Annotated in this window: 29 protein-coding genes and 1 pseudogene; 29 read left to right on the plus strand and 1 reads right to left on the minus strand. The window is 36.3% G+C overall.

The window, feature by feature from the left end:
* Positions 1-97 precede the first annotated feature (97 nt).
* From ACZM4J_RS00670 to ACZM4J_RS00760, 19 genes are all read left to right on the plus strand, one after another.
* Positions 98-526: an NfeD family protein gene (locus ACZM4J_RS00670; RefSeq protein WP_022166266.1), complete on the plus strand. Its 429-nt coding sequence runs from the start codon at positions 98-100 to the stop codon at positions 524-526.
* Positions 527-547: 21 nt separating this feature from the next.
* Positions 548-1462 (plus strand): SPFH domain-containing protein, encoded by a 915-nt coding sequence (locus ACZM4J_RS00675; protein ID WP_022166265.1) that lies wholly within the window; start codon positions 548-550, stop codon positions 1460-1462.
* A 182-nt stretch (positions 1463-1644) separates the two neighbouring features.
* Positions 1645-1974 (plus strand): DUF6145 family protein, encoded by a 330-nt coding sequence (locus tag ACZM4J_RS00680; protein WP_117999416.1) that lies wholly within the window; start codon positions 1645-1647, stop codon positions 1972-1974.
* Complete coding sequence (locus ACZM4J_RS00685) at positions 1974-2744, plus strand: type III pantothenate kinase (RefSeq protein WP_022166263.1); 771 nt, start codon at positions 1974-1976, stop codon at positions 2742-2744. Before ACZM4J_RS00680 ends, ACZM4J_RS00685 begins: the two co-directional genes overlap by 1 nt.
* Before the next feature lie 19 nt (positions 2745-2763).
* Positions 2764-3717 carry a tRNA dihydrouridine synthase DusB gene (gene dusB / locus ACZM4J_RS00690; protein ID WP_302689745.1) on the plus strand — a complete coding sequence of 318 codons (954 nt, stop codon included), beginning with the start codon at positions 2764-2766 and terminating at the stop codon, positions 3715-3717.
* Between the two features lie 232 nt (positions 3718-3949).
* Positions 3950-4438 (plus strand): transcription elongation factor GreA, encoded by a 489-nt coding sequence (gene greA, locus ACZM4J_RS00695; RefSeq protein WP_022166261.1) that lies wholly within the window; start codon positions 3950-3952, stop codon positions 4436-4438.
* Between the two features lie 66 nt (positions 4439-4504).
* Complete coding sequence (gene lysS / locus ACZM4J_RS00700; protein ID WP_117999419.1) at positions 4505-6049, plus strand: lysine--tRNA ligase; 1545 nt, start codon at positions 4505-4507, stop codon at positions 6047-6049.
* Positions 6050-6288: 239 nt separating this feature from the next.
* Entirely contained in the window at positions 6289-6525 is a 237-nt protein-coding gene (locus ACZM4J_RS00705) for a DUF6462 family protein (protein WP_118030580.1), read from the plus strand.
* Positions 6526-6539: 14 nt separating this feature from the next.
* Positions 6540-6776 (plus strand): DUF6462 family protein, encoded by a 237-nt coding sequence (locus ACZM4J_RS00710; protein WP_118030579.1) that lies wholly within the window; start codon positions 6540-6542, stop codon positions 6774-6776.
* 157 nt (positions 6777-6933) lie between these two features.
* Complete coding sequence (locus tag ACZM4J_RS00715) at positions 6934-7689, plus strand: MSCRAMM family protein (protein WP_412345591.1); 756 nt, start codon at positions 6934-6936, stop codon at positions 7687-7689.
* Positions 7661-8116: a TraG/VirB4 family ATPase gene (locus tag ACZM4J_RS00720; RefSeq protein ID WP_412397395.1), complete on the plus strand. Its 456-nt coding sequence runs from the start codon at positions 7661-7663 to the stop codon at positions 8114-8116. The genes ACZM4J_RS00715 and ACZM4J_RS00720 overlap by 29 nt, the downstream gene beginning before the upstream one ends.
* Before the next feature lie 138 nt (positions 8117-8254).
* Positions 8255-9994: a C40 family peptidase gene (locus ACZM4J_RS00725; RefSeq protein WP_489485449.1), complete on the plus strand. Its 1740-nt coding sequence runs from the start codon at positions 8255-8257 to the stop codon at positions 9992-9994.
* Between the two features lie 192 nt (positions 9995-10186).
* Positions 10187-10492 carry a type I restriction-modification system subunit M N-terminal domain-containing protein gene (locus ACZM4J_RS00730; protein ID WP_243169527.1) on the plus strand — a complete coding sequence of 102 codons (306 nt, stop codon included), beginning with the start codon at positions 10187-10189 and terminating at the stop codon, positions 10490-10492.
* A gap of 43 nt (positions 10493-10535) precedes the next feature.
* Complete coding sequence (locus ACZM4J_RS00735) at positions 10536-11021, plus strand: acyl-CoA thioesterase (RefSeq protein WP_118030563.1); 486 nt, start codon at positions 10536-10538, stop codon at positions 11019-11021.
* 393 nt (positions 11022-11414) lie between these two features.
* Positions 11415-11690 carry an ATP cone domain-containing protein gene (locus ACZM4J_RS00740; protein ID WP_207721392.1) on the plus strand — a complete coding sequence of 92 codons (276 nt, stop codon included), beginning with the start codon at positions 11415-11417 and terminating at the stop codon, positions 11688-11690.
* A 521-nt stretch (positions 11691-12211) separates the two neighbouring features.
* Positions 12212-12958, plus strand: coding sequence for an SDR family NAD(P)-dependent oxidoreductase (locus ACZM4J_RS00745; RefSeq protein ID WP_195557059.1), 747 nt, complete (start codon positions 12212-12214; stop codon positions 12956-12958).
* Between the two features lie 92 nt (positions 12959-13050).
* Entirely contained in the window at positions 13051-13356 is a 306-nt protein-coding gene (trxA, locus tag ACZM4J_RS00750) for a thioredoxin (protein ID WP_195557058.1), read from the plus strand.
* A gap of 12 nt (positions 13357-13368) precedes the next feature.
* The gene (locus ACZM4J_RS00755) at positions 13369-13689 is read left to right on the plus strand and encodes a rhodanese-like domain-containing protein (RefSeq protein ID WP_195557057.1); all 321 of its coding nucleotides are present in this window, start codon (positions 13369-13371) and stop codon (positions 13687-13689) included.
* Between the two features lies 1 nt (position 13690).
* Positions 13691-15382, plus strand: a complete 1692-nt coding sequence (locus ACZM4J_RS00760) for an FAD-dependent oxidoreductase (RefSeq protein ID WP_195557056.1) — start codon at positions 13691-13693, stop codon at positions 15380-15382.
* A gap of 110 nt (positions 15383-15492) precedes the next feature.
* On the opposite strand, the gene ACZM4J_RS00765 is transcribed toward ACZM4J_RS00760, so the two are convergent.
* Positions 15493-16152, minus strand: a complete 660-nt coding sequence (locus ACZM4J_RS00765; protein WP_243271794.1) for a Crp/Fnr family transcriptional regulator — start codon at positions 16150-16152, stop codon at positions 15493-15495.
* 118 nt (positions 16153-16270) lie between these two features.
* Here ACZM4J_RS00765 and ACZM4J_RS00770 point away from each other — a divergent pair, with 118 nt between their 5' ends.
* From ACZM4J_RS00770 to ACZM4J_RS00815, 10 genes and pseudogenes are all read left to right on the plus strand, one after another.
* Positions 16271-17044, plus strand: a complete 774-nt coding sequence (locus tag ACZM4J_RS00770) for a DUF134 domain-containing protein (protein WP_195557054.1) — start codon at positions 16271-16273, stop codon at positions 17042-17044.
* A gap of 191 nt (positions 17045-17235) precedes the next feature.
* Positions 17236-17445, plus strand: a complete 210-nt coding sequence (locus tag ACZM4J_RS00775) for a DUF6219 family protein (RefSeq protein WP_195557053.1) — start codon at positions 17236-17238, stop codon at positions 17443-17445.
* A gap of 3 nt (positions 17446-17448) precedes the next feature.
* Positions 17449-17904, plus strand: a complete 456-nt coding sequence (bcp, locus tag ACZM4J_RS00780; RefSeq protein WP_015516635.1) for a thioredoxin-dependent thiol peroxidase — start codon at positions 17449-17451, stop codon at positions 17902-17904.
* Positions 17904-18653, plus strand: coding sequence for a peroxide stress protein YaaA (yaaA, locus tag ACZM4J_RS00785; protein ID WP_195557052.1), 750 nt, complete (start codon positions 17904-17906; stop codon positions 18651-18653). Before bcp ends, yaaA begins: the two co-directional genes overlap by 1 nt.
* 127 nt (positions 18654-18780) lie before the next feature.
* Positions 18781-19188, plus strand: coding sequence for a Fur family transcriptional regulator (locus ACZM4J_RS00790; protein ID WP_195557051.1), 408 nt, complete (start codon positions 18781-18783; stop codon positions 19186-19188).
* A complete protein-coding gene (locus ACZM4J_RS00795; protein ID WP_215715700.1) occupies positions 19181-19804 on the plus strand; it encodes a flavin reductase family protein in 624 nt (207 codons plus the stop codon). Before ACZM4J_RS00790 ends, ACZM4J_RS00795 begins: the two co-directional genes overlap by 8 nt.
* A 15-nt stretch (positions 19805-19819) precedes the next feature.
* Complete coding sequence (gene rbr / locus ACZM4J_RS00800) at positions 19820-20362, plus strand: rubrerythrin (RefSeq protein WP_215715701.1); 543 nt, start codon at positions 19820-19822, stop codon at positions 20360-20362.
* Positions 20363-20389: 27 nt separating this feature from the next.
* Positions 20390-21334 (plus strand): L-lactate dehydrogenase, encoded by a 945-nt coding sequence (locus ACZM4J_RS00805; protein ID WP_195557050.1) that lies wholly within the window; start codon positions 20390-20392, stop codon positions 21332-21334.
* Positions 21335-21361: 27 nt separating this feature from the next.
* On the plus strand, positions 21362-21736 hold the full coding sequence (locus ACZM4J_RS00810) for a desulfoferrodoxin family protein (protein ID WP_023920586.1): 375 nt from the start codon (positions 21362-21364) through the stop codon (positions 21734-21736).
* A 424-nt stretch (positions 21737-22160) separates the two neighbouring features.
* A pseudogene (locus tag ACZM4J_RS00815) lies at positions 22161-22520 on the plus strand (hypothetical protein); the annotation flags it as partial.
* Positions 22521-22586: the final 66 nt, after the last annotated feature.

Here is a 22586-nt window from a genome sequence, read left to right on the forward strand (position 1 = left end):
TAAACACATTATATTGGGAATTTATACATAATATAATGTAGACATTGTGACCGTAAGAGAAATGTAACTAACAGTTAAATATAGAAAAGGAGGGCGTATGAATTATATTGGATGGTTAATAGTGTTTGTAGTTTTTGCGGCACTGGAGTTGATTTCCCTTGGAATGACCTGTATATGGTTTGCAATTGGAGCTTTGGCTGCCTGTGTTACATCATTGTTTACCGGGAACTGGATTATTCAGGCAATTGTTTTTATAGTTGTTACGGTAATCGTATTGTTAGTGCTTAGACCTATTGCGGTAAAGTACATTAATAACAAAGCCGAGAGGACTAATGTGGAATCAATGGAAGGAAAGACCGGAAAAGTTATTTCTGAAATAGACAATATTAATGCAAAAGGAATGGTTCTTATTGACGGAATGGAATGGACAGCCAGAAGCGTTAATGAAGATATAATACCGGAAAACACATTAGTTGAAGTTGTAGCCATTGAGGGTGTTAAGGCTATTGTGAAAATTAAAGAATAGATATAAATAAGGAGGAGAAAAATGGAAATTTTATTAGTAGTTATAGTGTTGGCAATTGTTGTCACATCAACATGTGTAAAGATTGTACCACAGGCACATTCATATGTTATTGAAAGATTAGGCGTATATAAAGAAACATGGTCTGTAGGAATTCACTTTAAGGTGCCTTTTCTTGATAGAATATCAAGAAGAGTTAATTTAAAGGAACAGGTTGCAGACTTTGAACCACAGCCTGTTATTACAAGAGATAATGTAACAATGCAGATTGATACTATTATTTTCTATCAGATTACAGATCCAAAGTTATATGCTTACGGTGTTGAAAATCCAATAGTGGCAATTAAGTCACTTACAGCAACAACACTTAGAAATATTGTTGGTGATTTGGAACTTGATGAAACACTTACATCAAGAGAAACAATAAATGCAAAAATGCGTACAGAATTAGATGTTGCAACTGATCCATGGGGAATTAAGGTAAACAGAGTCGAACTTAAGAACATTATTCCACCAAGAGATATTCAGGAAGCAATGGAAAAACAGATGCGTGCCGAACGTGAGAAACGTGAACAGATTCTTAGAGCTGAAGGTGAGAAGAAGTCAGCGGTTCTTATTGCAGAAGGTAAGAAAGAAGCAGCAATCTTAAATGCTCAGGCTGACAAGGAAGCAGCAGTTCTTAAGGCTGACGCTGAGAAGCAGAAGAAGATTCTTGAAGCTGAGGGTGAAGCCCAGGCTATTTTGAAGGTGCAGCAGGCTACAGCTGATGGTATTAAGGTAATTAAGGAAGCAGGAGCAGATGAAGCTGTTCTTACAATGAAGAGTTTAGAAGCCTTTGCCGCAGCAGCAGATGGTCAGGCTACAAAGATTATTATCCCATCAGATATTCAGGGAATTGCAGGAAGCGTAAAAGCACTTGCAGAAGTTATTAAAGAATAATATTATGTAGAAATCAGAAAAATTAAAAACTTAATATAATGTAGAATTATGAAAATTCAGATTATTAAAGTTTAGTTATAATACTTGGGGCATATTTGATGTTAAAGAATACTTGAAAAGTAATGTATTTTAATGTAAGATATGCCCTGATATTAAGCAAAAATAAAACAGGTGAAAATATTATGTACAATGAAGATAGAGTTTTGTGTGGGGCAAATTCCTATGAAAAAAAGTATTATTTGAATCCTAAATTTAACAATTTACCGGAACAGGTAAAACAGGAATTACAAATTATGTGTGTTATGTTTACTGAAGAGGTAGGTGGAACACTAATAGTTGAATATGATGAAGATGGTTACCTGCAGCTTATAACTCAGGCTGACGAGGGCGACTTGCTATACGATGAAATCGGAAGCGGATTGAAGATTCATCAGATTCAATTAGAGAAAAGAGAGCTTTTAGAAGCTCTTGAAATGTACTATAAAGTGTTTGTTTTAGGAGAAACGGAATAATGTTACTAACAGTAGATGTAGGAAATACAAATATCACATTGGGATTATTTAAAGGAGATAAAGTTTTTGCAAATTTGCGACTTAAGACTCAGTCAGCAAGAACATCAGATGAATATGGTTCATTGATTGCTGAAATGATAGTGAGAAAAGGCATAGACATTTCATCCATAAGCGATGTAATAATTGCCTCTGTTGTTCCAAAAGTAATGTATTCACTAAACAGTGGTATAATGAAGTATTTTGGAATCAAACCTATTATTGTAGGAGTTGGCACAAAAACAGGAATAAAAATCAACAGAACTGATCCAAGAGAAGTAGGAGCAGACAGAATTGTAGATGCTGTTGCAGCTTATGAGTTGTATGGCGGTCCATGTATTGTAATTGATTTTGGCACAGCCACAACTTATGACCTTATAAGCGAAAACGGTACATTAGAAGCCGGTGTTATTTCACCAGGAATTCAAATATGTGCAAAAGCATTATGGGATGGAACAGCAAAACTTCCTGAAGTTGAAATCAAAAAACCTGACTCTATTTTAGGAAAAGACATAATCACTAACATGCAGGCAGGAATTGTGTATGGTTATATAGGTCAGACTGAATATATTGTCAATAAGATTAAGGAAGAAAGCAAAATAAAAGACCTTAAAGTTATTGCTACAGGTGGTCTTGGAAATGTTATATACAAAAACACAGACTGTATCGATGTATATGATAAAGAACTTACTTTGCAGGGAATGCGAATTATATACGAAAAGAATAAAAAATAACTAATAAAGGGATAGAATAATGAAAATTGGTAATCTTGAAATTCAAAACCCTTTAGCGTTAGGACCAATGGCAGGCGTAACGGACCTGCCATTTCGTCTGCTTTGCAAAGAGCAGGGATGCGGAATTTTATATTCTGAAATGGTTAGCGCAAAGGCTATTTTATATAACAATAAAAAAACAAAAGATTTACTTGCTATTGACGAAGACGAGCATCCAATAGGAATTCAGTTGTTTGGCTCAGATCCGGATATAATGGCAGAAATTACAGGCAGAGTTTCCTATGGAGCCTGTGATTTTATTGATATTAACATGGGCTGTCCGGTTCCTAAGATTGTTAATAATCATGAAGGTTCATATTTATTAACTCAGCCAAAGCTTGTTGAAGAAATTTTAACAAAAATGGTTAAGGAAAGCATTAAGCCCATAACAATTAAAATAAGAAAAGGATTTAAAGATGGAGAACTGCAGGCAACAGAAATTGCAAAAATTGCAGAAGCTTGTGGTGTATCAGCCATTGCAGTCCATGGGCGTACAAGGGAACAATACTACAGTGGAAAAGCTGACTGGGATGCAATCAAACAGGTAAAAGAAGCGGTTAATATACCCGTTATTGGAAATGGTGATATTTTTACACCGGAAGATGCCAAAGCAATGAAAGAATATACCGGGTGTGACGGGCTTATGGTTGGGCGTGCAGCAAGAGGAAATCCTTGGATATTTAAACAGATAAATGAGTATTTAAACACAGGAAAGCTCATAGACAAGCCAACATCTGGGGAAGTAAAGGAAATGATTTTAAAACATGCCAACCTTATTGTGGAGTACAAAGGTGAATATACCGGAGTTCACGAAATGCGAAAACACATAGCCTGGTACACAGGTGGTTTGCCACATTCTGCTGAATTAAGAAGATTGTGTAACACAATGGAAACATATGAAGAATTAAAAGACTTAATAAATGAGAGATTGTAGTGCGTAGGCTAAAAGACTTAATAAACGAGAGAATGCGGTATAGATGTGCTAAAAGAGTTCTTAATAAATGCGAGATTGCAATATATATGTACTTACAGATGAAAAAACTGGAAAACCCTTAATTTATCTAGGAAAATAAGGAAAATATAAAGGGGTTTTTGTTGACAATGGCAAAGGCTCTTGTTATTATAAAGTGTAAAACTTTGAACAAATTTGATTGGAGGAAGCAATAATGGCAGATAATGCAAAGAAAAATATACTTACTTATGCAGGTCTTCAGGAACTTGAGGCTGAATTAGAAGATTTAAAGGTAAATAAACGTAAAGAAGTTGCTCAGAAGATTAAAGAAGCAAGAGAACAGGGTGACTTATCAGAAAATGCTGAATATGATGCAGCAAAAGATGAACAAAGAGATATTGAAGCTCGTATCGAAGAAATCGAAAAAATCCTCAAGAACGTAGAAGTTGTTGGAGAAGATGATATTGATGATACAAAGATTAGTGTTGGATGCCATATTGTAATTCATGATTTTGAATATGATGAAGATCTTGAATTTAGCATTGTTGGTTCAACACAGACTAACAGTTTACAGGGCAAGATTTCAAACGAATCACCTATTGGAACAGCTTTAATCGGTCACGAAGTTGGTGATGTTGTAGAAGTTGAAATTGGTGAAACAGTTTCAAAATACAAAGTTCTTGAAATTAAGAAGACTAAATAAATATATTTAAAATATAAAGAGCGCACTACGGGTGCGCTTTAAATTGCGAAAACAGAGGAGAGAAAAATGGCAGGACAAAATAAGAATAACAACCAGGAAGTTGATACAAAGCAACTTTTAAAGGTGCGTCGCGAAAAGTTAGCTGACTTACAGGAAAGAGGCAAAGATCCTTTCCAGATTACAAAGTATGATGTAACACATCACAGCATGGAAATTAAAGAACATTTTGACGAATTAGAATGTGGACATGATGAAGAAGGCAAGTTAATAAAGGATCCTTCAAAGCTTGTATCTGTTGCAGGTCGTATTATGTTAAAGCGTGTAATGGGTAAGGCTTCATTCTGTAACATTCAGGATTTACAGGGAAATATTCAGGTTTACGTTGCAAGAAACGAAATCTGTGAAGAACCATTTGAAGAATACAAAGACTTCAAGAAGATGGATATTGGTGATATTGTTGGAATTAAGGGATATCCATTTAAGACAAAGACAGGTGAAATGAGTATTCATGCAACAGAAGTAACTTTACTTACAAAGAGTTTACAGATTTTACCTGAAAAGCATCATGGTTTAACAAATACAGACTTAAGATATCGTCAGAGATATTTAGACCTTATTATGAATCAGGAAGCAAAGGACGTATTTGTTAAGCGTTCAAAGATTATCGGCGAAATTAGAAGATACTTAGACGGACAGGGATTCATGGAAGTTGAAACACCTATGCTTGTACACAATGCAGGTGGTGCAGCAGCCCGTCCATTTGAAACTCATTTTAATGCATTAGATGAAGATGTTAAACTTCGTATTTCATTAGAGCTTTACCTTAAGAGACTTATTGTAGGTGGCTTAGAAAGAGTATACGAAATCGGTAGAGTTTTCCGTAATGAAGGTGTTGATACAAGACACAACCCTGAATTTACACTTATGGAATTATACCAGGCATACACAGATTACAACGGCATGATGGATTTAACAGAAAATCTTTACAGACATCTTGCAGAAACTGTATGTGGTAGTGCAAAGATTGTTTACAATGGAATCGAAATGGATTTAAGCAAGCCATTTGAAAGACTTACAATGGTTGATGCAGTTAAAAAATATGCAGGAGTAGACTGGAACGAAGTTGAAACAGTTGAACAGGCTAGAGAACTTGCAAAAGAACATCATGTAGAATACGAAGAACACCATAAGAAGGGTGACATCTTAAACTTATTCTTTGAGGAATTTGTTGAAGAACACCTTATTCAGCCAACATTTATTATGGATCATCCAATTGAGATTTCTCCTTTAACAAAGAAGAAACCCGAAAATCCTGAATATGTTGAACGTTTCGAATTCTTCATGAACGGCTGGGAAATGGCAAATGCTTACTCAGAACTTAACGATCCAATTGATCAGAGAGAAAGATTCAAGGCTCAGGAAGAATTATTAGCACTTGGTGATGAAGAAGCTAATACAACAGATGAAGATTTCATGAACGCACTTGAAATCGGTATGCCACCAACAGGCGGTATCGGATTTGGTATCGACAGAATGTGTATGTTACTTACAGATTCAGCAGCTATCAGAGACGTGTTATTATTCCCGACAATGAAGCAGTTGGATAAATAAAGCTCATAAATAAAGGGTTTGCAGAGGTTTAAATTAAATTTGACATCAAATTGACATCAAATTGACATCAAATCAGAAGGTTTATACGAAGAGTTATGTATCAATATGAGATATATAACTGTCAAACAACTATATAATAGTTAATCCTAATTAGGACACTTTTTAAAAAGCAATTTTTAAAAAGTGTCTTTTTTGTTGCTATTTTGCATAGACTCAAATTTTTATTAAGGAGATTTATTATGGAAAGAAAACAAGAATTTATGCCAATTAAAGAAGTTAAGGAAAAAAGAAGAAATCTTGAAAAGAAGTTTTTAAGGTATCAGGAAGCAGAACATGTTTATAGTATTCAACATAAAAAATTGTTTGAATTGGCAAGCAAGGCTGGGGCTATTTACAGAATTGATGGATATGTATTGATTAACAGAGATATTTTTAATGAATATTTAGAGCAATTTCATGAACCAGCAAAGAAATAGGAGGTGAGCAGAATATGAGTGGAAATATTTGGATGTATTCATATGACATTGATGAACAGGATATTGACATGTTACAGAGGGATTTTATTACCTTCAAGCAAGGTGCAGAGTATTACAAGATGGGAATGAAACCTTTTATAAGAATATGTAGAGAGTCAGGTGCAGTTTATAAGATTGGCAAAATGGTAAGAGTTAACAGACATATTTTAGAACAACACATCAGAAAACTTAGATTGAAGGAGGAAAAATAATGGTTAATAGTGCAGGAACAGTAAGAGAAACGAAAGCATTAGCTAAGAAATTTGTTAGATATAAAGAAGGTGCAGAACTGTACAGTATGGTGCAAACTTCACAGCAGAATACAATTCAGTTGAAAAACAGGTTTCAGAAAAGCCAATCAAGGGTGATGTGGCAATCATTAAGGGCATGGGTAACGGAACTGCAGGCATTGTATCATTTGAAAAGAGTGCACAGTTTCAGATTTATCTTGCAAGTGCAGGCTCTTACGACAAGGCAAAGGCAACTGAAAGAGACATTCTTACAACAGACTTAAACGGTTATGCCAAGTCAAAGCAGTTACCATATGGTACATATGTGGTTCATCAGACCGTTGGAGCAGACAATACTGAAAAATGTTCTGACTTTTATGTGAATGTAACTGAAAACGGTAAAACTTATCAGTACTTATTAAACAATCCTGAATTTACAGCATACTTAAAAATCGTGAAGAAGGATTCAAAAACACATCAGACAGTCTTAAAGAAAGGCACAACATATCAGATTTACAAGGCGGATGAAGATGGAAATGAGACACTTGTGACACAGAAATACAGTAATGGAAACGCAATTGTTGTTGTGGACAGATTTGTAACTGATGATACAGGAGAAATCATTACTTATGAGAAGCTTAAGGCAGGAACATACAAGGTATACGAAATCGAGGGACCTGAAGGTTACAAGGTAAACAAGAGTCCTGTAACAGTTGAAATAAACAGCAATTCATACAAGACAATGAAGGATGAGCTTGGAAATGAATATCTTTATGCAGAGTGCGAGTATTACAATTACGTGACTTATTGTGTATGGAATAAGAGACCTTGGAGAATCCCTTGCCCCACTTGCAATGCTGGTAATGATGGAAACAATACAGCAGAAGATAATTGACAATGGTGAAAGGGGAATAGCAACATGGTTTTACATTGATGAAGTGCATGTTCTTTTAAATTCTCCGTTCAGTGCAGAATATCTACGCCAGATGTGGAAAAAGGTAAGAAAGCAGGGAGGTCTTTGTACAGGAATAACACAGAACATAGTGGACCTTTTAATGAGTGAGACAAGCACAACAATGCTTTCAAACTCAGCATTCATACTTCTTTTAAATCAGTCAAGCAAGGACATAGAAAAGATAGTGGAGTCGCTGGAAATATCAGAGGAGCAACTTAACTATGTAATAGATTCACCGTCAGGATGTGGACTCATAAAATGCGGAAGCAGAATGGTGCCATTTGATAACGTGATAACAAAGAACAGCGAGTTGTACAAGCTGTATAACACTAATCTGTATGAGAAGATGGAAATAGGAGGAGTGTAGATAGTAATTGATTATGGATATAGTTTGGAAAAATCTAGTTTTTATTACGAATGAAAAGAAAAATAAATAATATGCAAACGCCAAGTTAGCAAGGAACTAATCTGGCGTTATTTTTTACCCAAAATCAAGGAGGACAACATGAAAATAAACAAGGAAAAAGAAGTTAACACAGAAATACACAAGAAAAGGACCGGAAAGATTCATAAAAAAAATGAAACAAAGATTGACAATAAGTCAATGACAACCAGAGCAGGGAGAAGTGTAACATCAGTAGGAAAAATAGCTAAGTCAGCTACTACTGAAAATGTTGAGGGTGGTGAAAACATTGATGGAGCATTTGAGGCAACAGGCATTGCAATAAGACCTGTAAAAGGGGCAATAAGCAAAGGTAATCGAATCAGGAAAAAGGTGAGCACGTCAAAACTACAAAAGGAAGTGGCAGGCAAGAAAATCAGAAAGAAAGCTTCAAACAAGGGAAAAGAATTTGCCAAAAAGTCAGCAAAGAATGCTTCAAAAAATGTGGCAAAGAAAACATCCAAAAAGGTAGCCAAGGATATAACAAAGGAAGTTACCAAGGAAGGCGAAAAACTTGCAGTAAAAACCGGCACCACAGTTGCCGGTTTAGCGTCAGGTCCTGAAGGCACATTGATTGGAATGGCTGCAGGTGAAGCAGTGGGGATGAAGATTGAAAACACATTTTACAGGGCAGAGCAAAAAAGCAGGATGATGAAATATTTCATGGACAAGCTAAAGCCCGGTGATGAGCAAAACGATAGCATATTCAAACTTGCAGGAAGCCTGATAAAAAACAAGATGGTATACATGATTAAGCAGGTGGCATCCCTGCTTGCACCGTTGGTTGTTCCAATACTCATAGTGGTAATGGTTGCAACAGGAATTGTGTTTGCAATCATAGCGGTGCTTTATAATTCACCGTTTGCAATATTTCTTCCATCACTTGAAAGTGGAGACACAATACAGACTGTAACAACGCAGTACGTATCTGAATTTAATCAGGAAATACAGACACTGGTGGATGAACACAAGGATGCAGATGAGGGCAGAAAGGTGTATGTGGACTATGAGGGAATGAACAGCGAGCCTTCAAACTATTATGACATCATGTGCGTGTACATGGTGAAATATGGTTACGAAAACACGGCAACAAAAATGAATGAAGCAAACAAGCAGAATTTAAAGGCAGTGTTTGATGACATGTGCAAGTATACAACAGAAAATGTAACAGACAAAAAGGGCAAAAAGAAGAAAAAGTACCTTGAAGTGAGAATTACATTAAAAAGCTACACGGAAATGTCAGAGCAGTATCAGTTTGATGAGGAAAGAAAGGAAACACTTAATCAGCTAATGAGTGCCTGCATTACAAGCAATCCGTCAGGCAGTCAGACAGGTGGAAGTCAGCTAAGTGGCTTGCAGGGAAGCCTTACCCCACAGGAAATAACAAGCATAACTGACAAAATAACAAATCAGGCACAAAAGACCGTGGCATCATTTGTATTGTCTAAGGTAGGATATCCGTATAGTCAGAATTTAAGAAACAGTGGAAAGGCATTTGATTGTAGTTCGCTGGCATACTACGCATGGAAATCAGCAGGTATTGATATAGCATTTGGCGGCTCAACCACTGCAGCTGCAGAAGCAGAAGGGCTGAAAGGCAAAACATTTAAGGAAAAAGACATACAGCCAGGAGACTTGATATTTTATAACTACACAACCAATGGAAGATACAAAAATATCAGCCACGTGGGTATTTATGTAGGCAATGGAAAAATGGTTGAGGCAGTGGATGAGGCACACGGAGTATGCTTGGGCAATTATCATAATGGTGGGTTGGTGATGATATGTCGTCCGGGAAAATAAAATTAATGCTAATGACAGTAGCAAATTTTGTCGTTCTTGATGTTTTTTTGAGCAATATATTTTTAATTGGAAAATTAAGAAATATATATTAAAATATAAAGGTAACAAATTATGTGAAATAAGCGGTTGAAAATTTATATTTAAACGATTAGAAATCTAAGAAACATATATGACAAATAAAGGAGGAGTAAAATGACAGAAGGAAAGGACTTACTTCAGGTTTTATGGAGTGGGGCGGATGTATTAAGAGGTAAGATTGATGCGAATGAATATAAGACATATTTATTAGGGTTAGTATTCTATAAGTATTTATCAGATTCGTATTTATCAAAGGCGTACGATTTATTAAATGATGAGATACCGGATGATTTGCAAGAGGCACAAAAGGTTTATGAGGAGGCAATGAATAGCGAAGATGCAGAAGAACTTTTAGCAGAACTAAAAGAATCATTGCATTATACTTTGGATTCTAATATGACATATGTATGTATGTTATAAAATAATTTTACTCTTACGATGTAACAAAGGAGCGTGTTTATATATGAATAGAAAAAATATTAATAGAAAAACAGTCTCTTTTTCAAGGACTGAGCAGGTACATGTAATAAAGCCATGTGATTTAAATGGTGGCGGTCGTTTATTTGGCGGAGCATTACTTTCTATGCTTGATGAAATTGCAGGAATTGTTGCAAAGCGCCATTCCGGCTGCAATAATGTAACAACTGCTGCAATCGACCATTTAGACTTTAAAGATGGAGCCTATGTAAATGATTTGCTGGTAATTATCGGTTATGTAACATATACCGGAAACACTTCAATGGAAGTTCGCATAGATACTTATGTTGAAAATAATGAAGGAATGCGCCACCCTATTAACAGAGCTTTCTTTGTAATGGTTGCAATGGGCGCTAATAACAGACCAACAAAAGTTCCACCGCTTATCATTGAAAATGAATTTCAGCAGGCCGAGTGGGACTGTGCCCTTAAACGAAAAGAAAACCGAATCAAGATGAAGAATGATTTTTAATTTCATTCACATATGCAATATATTTTTCTCTTTAAATTTATAATTGCATTCAAATAAAATATATATCACTTAATTAAATTAATTTATTTTTCACTTGACAATTTTTCTTTTTTTGTTCCATCCCTTTATTTAGGGCATTCATTTTGCAAACACTATATATTGTGTTTTTGCTTTTTAATTTTCACAATATTTGGTAGACATTCATTTAGCTTAGTGCTATAATCTAATGCATGCGAAAGAGTTAAACACCTTACTTGATTATCATAGTTTAACACATCGCTTTTTTATTGCCTAAAAAGCACAATGTATTTAATTGTGTTTAATATAGAACAGCATTATTATCGTATTTTTAATGCTGTATACATGATATATGAAGAAGAAAGAACGAAAAAAATGATAAGTGTTATTAAACGTGACGGTCATAGAGCTACTTATGATCGTAACAAAATTGTATCAGCTATTCAGAAGGCGAACACAGAAGTCGACCAGGAAGAAAGAATTAGTGAGGAACAGATTTATAATATATTAGCTTCTATTGAAAACCGTGGCTTTGATGAGATGGCAGTTGAAGATATTCAGGATATTATTGAACAGAAGCTTATGGCAGAGAAGAAATTTGTTCTTGCAAAAACATACATCATTTATCGTTTGCCAATAGAATATCATTAGCCTTTGGAACATATTTAGGATAATAAATTGGTTCATATTTTTCTTTATCAAGGTAGCGTGCATCCTTATAATCTATTTTTCCAGAAGTAATATGCTTGCCCTGCAAAATTGGAACACCTTTGTTGACATATTCAACTTTATCAGCAAAGAGTGCTGATCAAATCATATTTAGTTCCTATTTTTATATCATTTTAGCGGTAAAGATATTTAATCGATATTATCCACAATAACAAAATGCAGCATAGATGATTGTTGACTTCACATTGCTTCGACAGAAAAAGTAGCAGGTTTAGAGAAGATAATCGTAGAAAGCAAGGAAATCGTCGCTACTAATCTTGTGTTTCTCTTTATTAAGACTCTTAGAAATTTCATATATTACACAAAGAACCACCAAGATCAAGGCAGAAAGGTGGTTCTTATATTTTGCAGTGAATGAATCAATTGTTTTGTGATGATATCACAGAAAATAATTTACCTTTTGCTTATAATATAGTTATAAACTAAGTAAGGAGGTAGTCTAAATGAGATTAAAAGATAAAGTTGCAATCATTACGGGTGGCAGTCGTGGTATAGGATTTGCTACAGCTGATAAATTCTTGAAGGAAGGTGCTTCAGTTGTGTTGGCAGCAAGTTCACAGAAATCAGCAGATGTTGCTGTAGATAAATTAAAAGAAAAATATCCCAATGCAATAGTTGCTGGAATTAGTCCAAATCTGGCAAGCTTGGAGTCTGTCAGAAAGGCTTTTAAAGAGGCAACTGAAAAATATGGATGTGTAGACATACTGGTAAATAATGCAGGAATTTCAGAAAATACCTCATTTATGGATTATACAGAGGAGACTTTTGATAAAGTCATTGACCTAAATGTAAAAGGAGTATTTAATACTACTCGTGTAGCAGCAGAATGTATGGTGGCAAGAGGCAATGGGGTCATTCTCTCAACTTCTTCCATGGTGAGTATTTCGGGACAGCCAAGTGGGGTTGCTTATCCAGCATCGAAGTTTGCAGTAAACGGATTGACTGTATCATTAGCAAGAGAACTAGGACCTAAAGGTATTCGTGTTAATGCTGTTGCACCTGGGATTACAGAAACTGATATGATGAAAGCTGTGCCAAAGGAAGTTATCGGACCTATGATTGAAAGAATTCCATTGCGTCGTCTTGGACAGCCAGAAGACATTGCCAATGCGTTTGTGTTTCTTGCTTCAGATGAGGCGAGTTACATTACAGGTGTTATATTAAGTGTAGATGGTATGGCAAGAAGTTAAGTTAATGAGGTATGGTGATGTAATCACGGAAAATAAATGAAATTAAGACTATAATAAATCTACAAAAAGAAAAAGATAAGGAGGACTGTAAAATGTCTGCTATTAATATCAATAAAGATAATTTTCAGAACGAAGTACTGAATTCCGATAAACCCGTTCTTTTAGATTTTTGGGCATCTTGGTGTGCGCCTTGCCGTATGGTAGTACCTATTGTAGAGGAGATTGCAAGTGAGCGTAGAGATATTAAAGTTGGAAAGATTAATGTAGATGAAGAGCCTGAACTGGCAAATAAGTTCAGTATTATGAGCATTCCAACTTTAGTGGTTATGAAGAATGGGAAGATTGTACAGCAGGTTTCAGGGGCGAGACCTAAGAATGCGATTTTAGAAATGCTTTAGGGGGGTGTGCTAATGGGATTTTTCGATCTCTTTAAACAGTCGAATATTAATCAAGGCATAGAAGAATATAAAAGGACTGATGATGCAGTTCTGCTGGATGTACGTACACTGCAGGAATATCAGGAAGGACATATACCAGAAAGTAAAAATGTGCCGTTGCAGCAACTTGACAATATTGCTTCTGTAGCGAAGAATAAGGATATTCCACTGTTTGTATACTGTTATTCCGGTTCACGAAGCCGCCAGGCAACTGGGATACTGCAACGAATGGGATATTCTAAAGTAAATAATATCGGTGGCATTGCAGCTTACTCAGGAAAGGTGGAAAAATAAGATGAAGGTAATAATTGTAGGCGGTGTAGCCGGAGGAGCTACAGCTGCAGCAAGAATACGCAGACTGAATGAACATGCTGAAATTACTGTGTTTGAAAGATCCGGATACATATCCTATGCAAATTGTGGACTTCCATATTATATTGGAGACGTGATCACAGACCCGGAAGAACTTACACTACAGACACCAGAGAGTTTTTTTAAACGCTTCCGTATTAACATGAAAATTCATCATGAAGTTATCTCAATACATCCCGAATGTAAAACTGTTTCAGTTAAGAATTTAGAAAACGGTGAAATATTTGAAGAAAACTATGATAAGCTAATCCTCTCTCCGGGTGCAAAGCCTACACAGCCGAGACTTCCCGGAGTAGGTATTGATAAACTTTTTACACTTCGTACTGTAGAAGACACTTTTCGGATAAAAGAATATATAAATAAGAATCATCCCAAATCGGCTGTATTGGCAGGTGGCGGTTTTATTGGTCTGGAACTGGCAGAAAATTTGAGGGAGCTTGGCATGGATGTTACGATTGTCCAGCGTCCTAAGCAGCTGATGAACCCTTTTGACCCTGATATGGCATCCATGATCCATAATGAAATGAGAAAGCATGGGATAAAACTGGTACTGGGTTATACAGTAGAAGGATTTAAAGAAAAAGACAACGGAGTGGAGGTTCTGTTGAAAGATAATCCATCCCTTCAGGCTGATATGGTAGTTCTGGCAATCGGAGTCACACCAGACACAGTATTAGCAAAAGAAGCCGGTCTGGAACTTGGCATCAAGGAAAGTATTGTAGTGAATGACAGAATGGAAACCTCTGTACCGGATATTTATGCTGCAGGTGATGCAGTTCAGGTAAAACATTATATTACGGGTAATGATGCGTTGATTTCTTTGGCAGGACCAGCCAATAAACAGGGCAGAATCATCGCTGATAATATTTGTGGCGGTGATAGTCGTTACCTGGGCAGTCAGGGAAGCTCCGTTATAAAAGTGTTTGATATGACAGCAGCCACTACAGGTATCAATGAAACCAATGCCAAAAAGTCAGGATTAGAGGTAGATACAGTAATTCTTTCTCCTATGAGTCATGCCAGTTACTATCCCGGTGGAAAAGTGATGACCATGAAGGTGGTTTTTGAAAAAGAGAGCTATCGTTTACTTGGCGCTCAAATTATTGGATATGAAGGAGTTGATAAACGTATTGATGTGCTGGCAACAGCAATTCATGCGGGGCTGAATGCAACCCAGTTGAAAGATCTGGATCTGGCATATGCACCACCTTATTCTTCTGCCAAGGATCCGGTAAACATGGCTGGATTTATGATAGACAATATTGTAAAAGGGACATTAAAGCAATGGCATTTGGAAGATATGGACAAGATTTCTAAAGATAAAGATGTGGTGTTGCTAGATGTGAGAACTGTAGGTGAATTCAGCAGGGGGCATATTGATGGATTCAAAAACATACCTGTAGATGAACTGAGAGAACGAATTAGTGAAATTGAGATAGGAAAGCCTGTGTATCTGATATGCCAGAGTGGTCTGCGCAGTTATATTGCGAGCCGTATTCTGGAAGGAAACGGTTATGAAACGTATAATTTTTCTGGCGGATTTCGCTTCTATGATGCAGTGGTCAATGACCGTGCACTGATTGAAAGATCATATGCATGTGGTATGGATTATTAGAAATAAATAAAATATTTTTATAGTTTGATTGTAGTATAAAAAGATCCCCCATTTATTAGAATGACTTTCATAATTCTGATAAATGGAGGATTCTTTAGAGAAAAAAAGTTTTATGATCTTTGTAGTGTTTCCAGTCTTTTCGAATCAAGGATTGTTATTTTGCCTCGAGAGAGTCTGACGAGTCCTTCGCTTTGAAAGTATCCAAGCATTCGAGTGATAACTTCCCTGTGGGAACCAAGATGGTTTGCGATAGTTTCGTGAGTGATTTTCAGTTCATTTGTTCCTTCAATGGATGTTTCTTCTAAAAGAAATGAAGCAACACGCTTATCCAAACTCTTCCACATAATCTGTTCAATCAGCCACATGACATCAGAAAAACGGGTAGCCATTAACTCATTGGTATAGTTTGCGACAGGAGCAGATTCTTTCATGATGCCTTTATAGATTTCAGCAGGGATGATCCAAAGATCCGTATCTTTTTCTGCTTCAATGGTTACTTCAAATTGAATAGAACGCATGATACATGAGGCGGATAAAAGACACATATCCATATCGAACAGACGGTAAAGTGTAATCTCCTGTCCTTCATCTGAAAGTATGTAAGTTCGAAGCTGCCCAGATTTAATCAGTAATAATCCGGTACAATCCATGCTCCCGTTGTGAATGATTGTTCCTTTTTTCACATGCTGTGTGATCAAATTGTCTGAAATTAGTTTTTTCTGTGCTGTATTTAAGTCATTCCATAGTGGAAAATAATTTTTGAAACTCATAATAGTTATCTCCTTTATGAACATAGTATACTTGCTTTTTTAAGATGCGTCAATCGAATAATTGACATATGCCCTTTATAGGACTATTATATAAGAAAAGCGAGAAAGGAGCAATTTCATGCCGAGACCAGTAAAATGTAGAAAAGTCTGCCATTTCCCAAATGTTTTAGAATTTCTTCCGGCAGATGATACTGAGAAAAAAATGCCCATTGTTCTGACGGTAGATGAGTACGAGGCAATCCGTCTTTTGGACAAAAAAGGTTACAGTCAGGAGCAGTGTGCAGAATCTATGCAGATCGCAAGAACGACGGTCCAACGGATTTACGAGATTGCCAGAAAGAAAATAGCAGATGCTCTCATTGATGGACATCCGCTTAAAATTGAGGGTGGGAATTTCATAATCTGTGACGGTCAGAGCAGCTACTGCAGCTTTGGAGGATGTTACAAACATGAGATTTATCAAAAATATGCAGTAGAAAAAGGAGAAGGTATCATGAGAATAGCAGTAACATATGAAAATGGACAGATTTTCCAACACTTTGGACACACAGAGACATTTAAGATTTACGATGTAGAGGAAGGAAAAGTGCTACATTCAGAAGTAGTAGATACGAATGGAAGCGGACATGGTGCATTGGCAGGAGTTCTTAATGCATTAAATGCTGATGTTTTGATCTGCGGCGGAATCGGAGGAGGTGCTCAGACTGCGTTAGCGGCAGCGGGCATTAAGCTTTTTGGCGGAGTTTCAGGAGATGCGGATAAAGCAGTAGAAGCTTTTATCAATGATACGCTTGATTATAATCCGGATGTGAAGTGTTCTCACCATGAGCACAACCATGGGGAAGGACATACGTGTGGTGAGCATGGATGCGGAAGCCATAGTTGTCATTAAGAAGAATAAAAAAATACAACACGAAATGATGCGTCAAGGTAATGCCAGAATTACCGTGATACATCCTTTTGTATTTGGAATGATTATTTTTCTTTCCCTACTTGTCGAAAGTAATGGATGGAGTGTATAATATTTTTAATGATCCAGAGATATTTATTTTGGAAACAGCTTAATCAATTTGGAGGTATAAAATGAAAGCACATAAATATTGGTCAATCGGAGCAATAGTTACAATGGTTGGAACTTTTTATACAGGATATAAAGGGTTAAAAGCAGCACACAAATGCTTTGCATTTGGCTCTCTAATATGCATGATTATGGCAGTCTATTCTGGTCATAAAATGATTTCATATAATAAAAGAACAAGAAAACAGGTGGAAAATACAAAAGCGGAGGAATAGTAAATGTTAGAGTTAGGAATAAAAGCACCGGATTTTGAATTGCCGGATCAGAACGGAGAAATGCATAAATTAAGCGATTATGCAGGGAAAAAAGTAATCTTATATTTTTATCCAAAGGATAATACACCAGGATGTACGAAGCAGGCATGTGGCTTTTCTGAGCGTTATCCACAGTTTACTGAGAAGGGCGCTGTTATTCTCGGAGTAAGCAAGGACTCTGTAGCGTCTCATAAGAGATTTGAAGAAAAATACGGACTGGCATTTACGCTATTAGCAGATCCGGAGCGTAAAGTTATTGAAGCATATGATGTCTGGAAAGAAAAGAAAAATTATGGAAAAGTATCTATGGGTGTCGTAAGAACTACTTATCTTATTGATGAGCAGGGAATCATTATAAAGGCAAATGATAAAGTCAAGGCGGCAGATGATCCTGAAAATATGCTTAAGGAATTGGCATAATGAAGATTATTTTATCACCTGCAAAAAAGATGATTGTAGATACCGATAACTTAGCACCGGTTGAACTGCCTGTCTATATTGATAAGACAGCTGAAGTATTAAACTGGATGAAAAGCAAATCAAAAGAAGAACTGAAAGCTATCTGGAAATGTAATGACAAGATTGCAGAACAGAACTTTAACCGATTGGAAAATATGGATCTTTATAACAGGCTTACCCCGGCTGTTTTAGCATATGAAGGGATTGCATTTCAATATATGGCACCATCTGTGTTTGAAATCCAGCAGTTTGAGTATTTGCAAAATCATTTAAGAATCTTGTCTGCGTTTTATGGCATTTTAAAACCAATGGATGGTGTGACTCCTTATCGTCTTGAAATGCAGGCAAAGGTTGGAATTGGAGATGCAAAAAATCTGTATGAGTACTGGGGAGAATTGTTATACCGCTCAGTGAAAGATGACAGTAGGATTATCATTAATCTTGCATCAAAAGAATACTCAAAATGTATAGAAAAGTATCTGACATCACAGGACAGATATATTACGATTGTATTTTGTGAGTTATCCGGAGATAAATTGGTAACAAAAGGTACTTATGCCAAGATGGCTCGTGGTGAAATGGTCAGATTCATAGCGGAAAATAATATTGAAAATCCGGTGGAGATTCAGAAATTTGACAGACTCGGATATTCGTTTAGGTCTGATTTATCTTCAGATTCAGAATATGTATTTGAACGCAAAATAAAATAGTTATTCAGGTAAAAGATGCTCAGTTTGGCAGCTATTATAATAATGAGAATTATTACTATTTTTATAGACAACAGGATGATAGTGGTATATAATCCTTATTAAGAACTAATCCTAATAAGGAGGGCAAATGACAAGTAGGAGAAATACCATTCAAAAAGATCTTGTAAGAAATACCGTATACGAAATGAGAAGACACGTTACGGCAAATGAAGTGTATGAATTTATAAAAGAAGCATATCCTGCAATCGGAAAAGGAACTGTATATAGAAATCTTGATATATTGGTAGAGGAAGGTGCATTAAGAAAGGTTGAAGTTCCGGATGGACCGAACCGATTTGATTTTACATTGAAAAATCATTACCATGTAAGATGTATAAAGTGCGGTGAAGTTTTTGATGTGGATATGGATCAAATACCGGATTTGATGGAAAGAATTCATAACACTCATGGAATTGAATTTGTGGATTATGATATTTCATTTAAAGGCATTTGCCCGAAATGCAGGGAGAAGGTAAAGGAGGAACAGCATGGATAGGAAAGCAATGTATAAGTTGAGTTATGGACTGTTTATATTGACCACTAAAGAAGCAGAAAAAGATAACGGATGCATCATTAATACAGCCATTCAGGCAGCTTCGGAACCAAACCAGTTAAGTATCTGTGTGAATAAGGCAAATTATACGCATGATATGATTCAAAGAACCGGAAAATTTACTGTATCAGTCTTAAGTCAGAAGGCACAATTTGAATTGTTCAAACATTTTGGCTTCCAATCAGGAAGAGATACCAATAAGTTTGAAGCATTTGAGCAGTGTGTCAGGGGCACGAATGGTATTTATTATATTACAGAAGGTACAAATGCATACATTTCTGTGACAGTTACTAAAACAGAGGACTTGGGTTCACATACGATGTTTATCGGTGAGATAACCGATATGGAAGTTTTAAGCAATGTTCCTTCAGTAACATATGATTATTATCAGAATAATATTAAGCCTAAGCCACAGGAGGTTGGAAAAACAGAGGGCGGTCAGACAATATGGCGTTGCAGAATTTGCGGATATGAATATGTAGGCGAGGAATTACCGGATGACTTTATATGTCCTTTGTGCAAGCACCCGGCATCAGATTTTGAAAAAGTAGTAAAGTAAACGGAGGTAAAAGAGATGGCAGCAAACAAATATGCAGGAACACAGACAGAGAAGAATTTACAGGAGGCATTTGCAGGTGAATCACAGGCAAGAAATAAGTATACCTATTTTGCTTCGGTAGCAAAAAAGGAAGGTTACGAGCAGATGTCAGCATTGTTTTTAAAGACTGCAGATAATGAGAAAGAACATGCAAAGATGTGGTTCAAGGAATTAGCAGGAATTGGTAATACAAAGGAAAACCTGGCGGCAGCGGCAGAAGGCGAAAATTATGAGTGGACAGATATGTATGAAGGCTTTGCTAAAACAGCTGAGGAAGAAGGATTCCCTGAGCTTGCAGCAAAATTCAGGGCAGTAGGTGAGATTGAGAAGCACCATGAGGAAAGATATCGTGCACTTCTTAAGAATATTGAAACTGCACAGGTATTTGAAAAGAGCGAAGTTAAGGTATGGGAATGCCGTAACTGTGGACATATTGTGGTAGGAACTAAGGCGCCTGAAGTATGTCCGGTATGTAATCATCCACAGAGCTATTTTGAAGTACATGAAGAGAATTATTAAGGAGATGAGATTATTACGAAGAAGAAAGTGATTAATTCAAAAAAAGCAGTAATGATAGGCTGTGGCTTTGTTGGTTCTGCATCGGTATTTGCTCTGATGCAGAGTGGCTTGTTTACAGAGATTGTCCTTATCGATGCAGATAAGAACAAGGCAGAAGGAGAAGCGATGGACATCAGTCATGGTATTCCATTTGCGAGTCCGATGAAAATATATGCCGGAGATTATGATGATGTGGCTGATGCTGCAATTGTTGTCATATCTGCCGGAGCGGGACAGAAACCGGGAGAGACAAGGCTTGACCTCGTAAATAAAAATGTAGCAATATTTAAGTCAATCATTCCTGAAATAGCAAAGAGAAATTTTGCAGGTATCATGCTTGTAGTTGCGAATCCAGTAGATATCCTGACTCAGGTAGCCATAAAGTTATCAGGACTTCCAGAAAACAGGGTTATTGGATCGGGTACTGTGTTAGATAGTGCCAGATTAAGATATAAGCTTGGTGAGCATTTATCTGTGGACAGCAGGAGTGTTCATGCATTTATAGTAGGTGAGCATGGAGACAGCGAAGTTGTAGCATGGTCATCAGCCAATGTATCGGGTGTTCCATTAAGTGAAATGTGTGAAATGCGTGGACATTACAAGCACAAGAAAAACACGGAAGAAATAGCTACAGCAGTCAAGAACAGTGCTTATGAGATTATAAACAAAAAGCACGCTACATATTATGGAATTGCAATGTCTGTAAAAAGAATCTGCGAAGTGATTATGAGAGATGAAAAATCAATACTTCCTATATCACACATGATTCATGGAGTATATGATATTGACGGAGTATCGTTAAGTATGCCAGCTATTGTAGGTGCAGATGGTATTGAGTCTGATATACCTATTAATTTAAGTGGCGAGGAAGCGTTAAAGCTTAAGGAATCTGCAGATTCATTGAAAAAGATTATGGAGACAATTAAATTATAAATTTTACACATGGAAGGAGAAAAAGGCATGGAAGTAAGGTATTATATTTGTAAGCATTGTGGAAACATTGTTGAAAAGGTAAAGGATAAGGGTGTACCTGTAATTTGTTGCGGAGAACCTATGCAGGAATTAAAAGCCGGAGTGACAGATGCTGCTGTCGAGAAGCATGTACCTGTATATACGATAGAAGGCAGTCATGTTCATGTCGTGGTCGGAGAGACAAAACATCCAATGCTTGAAGAGCATTTCATTGAGTGGATTACATTAAATACAAATCAGGGAATATACAGAAAACAGTTAAATCCAGGGCAGGAGCCGGTAGCAGATTTTTGTCTTTGCGATGGTGAACAGGTAGAAGAAGTATATGCATATTGTAACCTACATGGATTATGGAAATGCTAAAAGCATTTATACATATTAAGGTTACAGAACAACACAATGATTAGGTAGAAGATTAAGATGAACAGATTATGGGAATTTTAAAATATCTCACAGAGTGGTTAGTTAATCACATTCTGTATGCCAATGGTCAAATTCCAAAAGGCTGATATAGTAAGAAAGACTGTTATTTTTTAGAGAATAGCAGCCTTTTTTATTTTGAATATAAAATATGACACATACACTTGACAATATGCATACATGGATGAAATAGGACATTTCTTCCTAAAAACAGTATGTTTATGGTATACTAGCCAATAGTAATGCGGTTTCAACCGACATTACATATTATGATGAGAAATTAATGCAAAGGAGTTACAATCAAATGGATAACAATGAAGTAGTAACAGAAGAAGTGGCAGCAGTTGTTGAAAATAATACAGGTATTGAAATAGAGCCTTTATTTGAGGAGCAGGTTGATTTTGATACATTCTCAAAGTCAGACTTCCGTGTTGTAAAGGTAAAAAATTGTGAGGCAGTACTTAAGAGTAAGAAGCTTCTTAGATTTACACTTGATGATGGAACTGAGAATGAGAGAACGATTCTTTCAGGAGTACATGCTTTTTATGAGCCAGAGGAACTTATTGGAAAGACATTATTGGCAATCGTAAATCTTCCACCACGTTCTATGATGGGAATTGACTCTTGTGGTATGTTACTTTCAGCTATTCACAATGTAAATGGAGAAGAAAAGTTGAATCTTGTAATGTTAGACGATTCAATTCCAGCAGGTGCAAAACTGTATTAGGATTTGCACAGTTATTACATATAACTTAGTGGATAATTATATGTGATTTTTAAATTTATGTTGAAA

This window comes from Eubacterium sp., from assembly GCF_057858645.1.

Excerpts from the sequence above, each read along its gene's own strand:
- ACZM4J_RS00670 (WP_022166266.1), top strand. The coding sequence starts at position 98 with ATGAATTATATTGGATGGTTAATAGTGTTTGTAGTTTTTGCGGCACTG.
- ACZM4J_RS00675 (WP_022166265.1), top strand. The coding sequence starts at position 548 with ATGGAAATTTTATTAGTAGTTATAGTGTTGGCAATTGTTGTCACATCA.
- ACZM4J_RS00680 (WP_117999416.1), top strand. The coding sequence starts at position 1,645 with ATGTACAATGAAGATAGAGTTTTGTGTGGGGCAAATTCCTATGAAAAA.
- ACZM4J_RS00685 (WP_022166263.1), top strand. The coding sequence starts at position 1,974 with ATGTTACTAACAGTAGATGTAGGAAATACAAATATCACATTGGGATTA.
- dusB (WP_302689745.1), top strand. The coding sequence starts at position 2,764 with ATGAAAATTGGTAATCTTGAAATTCAAAACCCTTTAGCGTTAGGACCA.
- greA (WP_022166261.1), top strand. The coding sequence starts at position 3,950 with ATGGCAGATAATGCAAAGAAAAATATACTTACTTATGCAGGTCTTCAG.
- lysS (WP_117999419.1), top strand. The coding sequence starts at position 4,505 with ATGGCAGGACAAAATAAGAATAACAACCAGGAAGTTGATACAAAGCAA.
- ACZM4J_RS00705 (WP_118030580.1), top strand. The coding sequence starts at position 6,289 with ATGGAAAGAAAACAAGAATTTATGCCAATTAAAGAAGTTAAGGAAAAA.
- ACZM4J_RS00710 (WP_118030579.1), top strand. The coding sequence starts at position 6,540 with ATGAGTGGAAATATTTGGATGTATTCATATGACATTGATGAACAGGAT.
- ACZM4J_RS00720 (WP_412397395.1), top strand. The coding sequence starts at position 7,661 with ATGGAAACAATACAGCAGAAGATAATTGACAATGGTGAAAGGGGAATA.
- ACZM4J_RS00725 (WP_489485449.1), top strand. The coding sequence starts at position 8,255 with ATGAAAATAAACAAGGAAAAAGAAGTTAACACAGAAATACACAAGAAA.
- ACZM4J_RS00730 (WP_243169527.1), top strand. The coding sequence starts at position 10,187 with ATGACAGAAGGAAAGGACTTACTTCAGGTTTTATGGAGTGGGGCGGAT.
- ACZM4J_RS00735 (WP_118030563.1), top strand. The coding sequence starts at position 10,536 with ATGAATAGAAAAAATATTAATAGAAAAACAGTCTCTTTTTCAAGGACT.
- ACZM4J_RS00740 (WP_207721392.1), top strand. The coding sequence starts at position 11,415 with ATGATAAGTGTTATTAAACGTGACGGTCATAGAGCTACTTATGATCGT.
- ACZM4J_RS00745 (WP_195557059.1), top strand. The coding sequence starts at position 12,212 with ATGAGATTAAAAGATAAAGTTGCAATCATTACGGGTGGCAGTCGTGGT.
- trxA (WP_195557058.1), top strand. The coding sequence starts at position 13,051 with ATGTCTGCTATTAATATCAATAAAGATAATTTTCAGAACGAAGTACTG.
- ACZM4J_RS00755 (WP_195557057.1), top strand. The coding sequence starts at position 13,369 with ATGGGATTTTTCGATCTCTTTAAACAGTCGAATATTAATCAAGGCATA.
- ACZM4J_RS00760 (WP_195557056.1), top strand. The coding sequence starts at position 13,691 with ATGAAGGTAATAATTGTAGGCGGTGTAGCCGGAGGAGCTACAGCTGCA.
- ACZM4J_RS00765 (WP_243271794.1), bottom strand. The coding sequence starts at position 16,152 with ATGAGTTTCAAAAATTATTTTCCACTATGGAATGACTTAAATACAGCA.
- ACZM4J_RS00770 (WP_195557054.1), top strand. The coding sequence starts at position 16,271 with ATGCCGAGACCAGTAAAATGTAGAAAAGTCTGCCATTTCCCAAATGTT.
- ACZM4J_RS00775 (WP_195557053.1), top strand. The coding sequence starts at position 17,236 with ATGAAAGCACATAAATATTGGTCAATCGGAGCAATAGTTACAATGGTT.
- bcp (WP_015516635.1), top strand. The coding sequence starts at position 17,449 with ATGTTAGAGTTAGGAATAAAAGCACCGGATTTTGAATTGCCGGATCAG.
- yaaA (WP_195557052.1), top strand. The coding sequence starts at position 17,904 with ATGAAGATTATTTTATCACCTGCAAAAAAGATGATTGTAGATACCGAT.
- ACZM4J_RS00790 (WP_195557051.1), top strand. The coding sequence starts at position 18,781 with ATGACAAGTAGGAGAAATACCATTCAAAAAGATCTTGTAAGAAATACC.
- ACZM4J_RS00795 (WP_215715700.1), top strand. The coding sequence starts at position 19,181 with ATGGATAGGAAAGCAATGTATAAGTTGAGTTATGGACTGTTTATATTG.
- rbr (WP_215715701.1), top strand. The coding sequence starts at position 19,820 with ATGGCAGCAAACAAATATGCAGGAACACAGACAGAGAAGAATTTACAG.
- ACZM4J_RS00810 (WP_023920586.1), top strand. The coding sequence starts at position 21,362 with ATGGAAGTAAGGTATTATATTTGTAAGCATTGTGGAAACATTGTTGAA.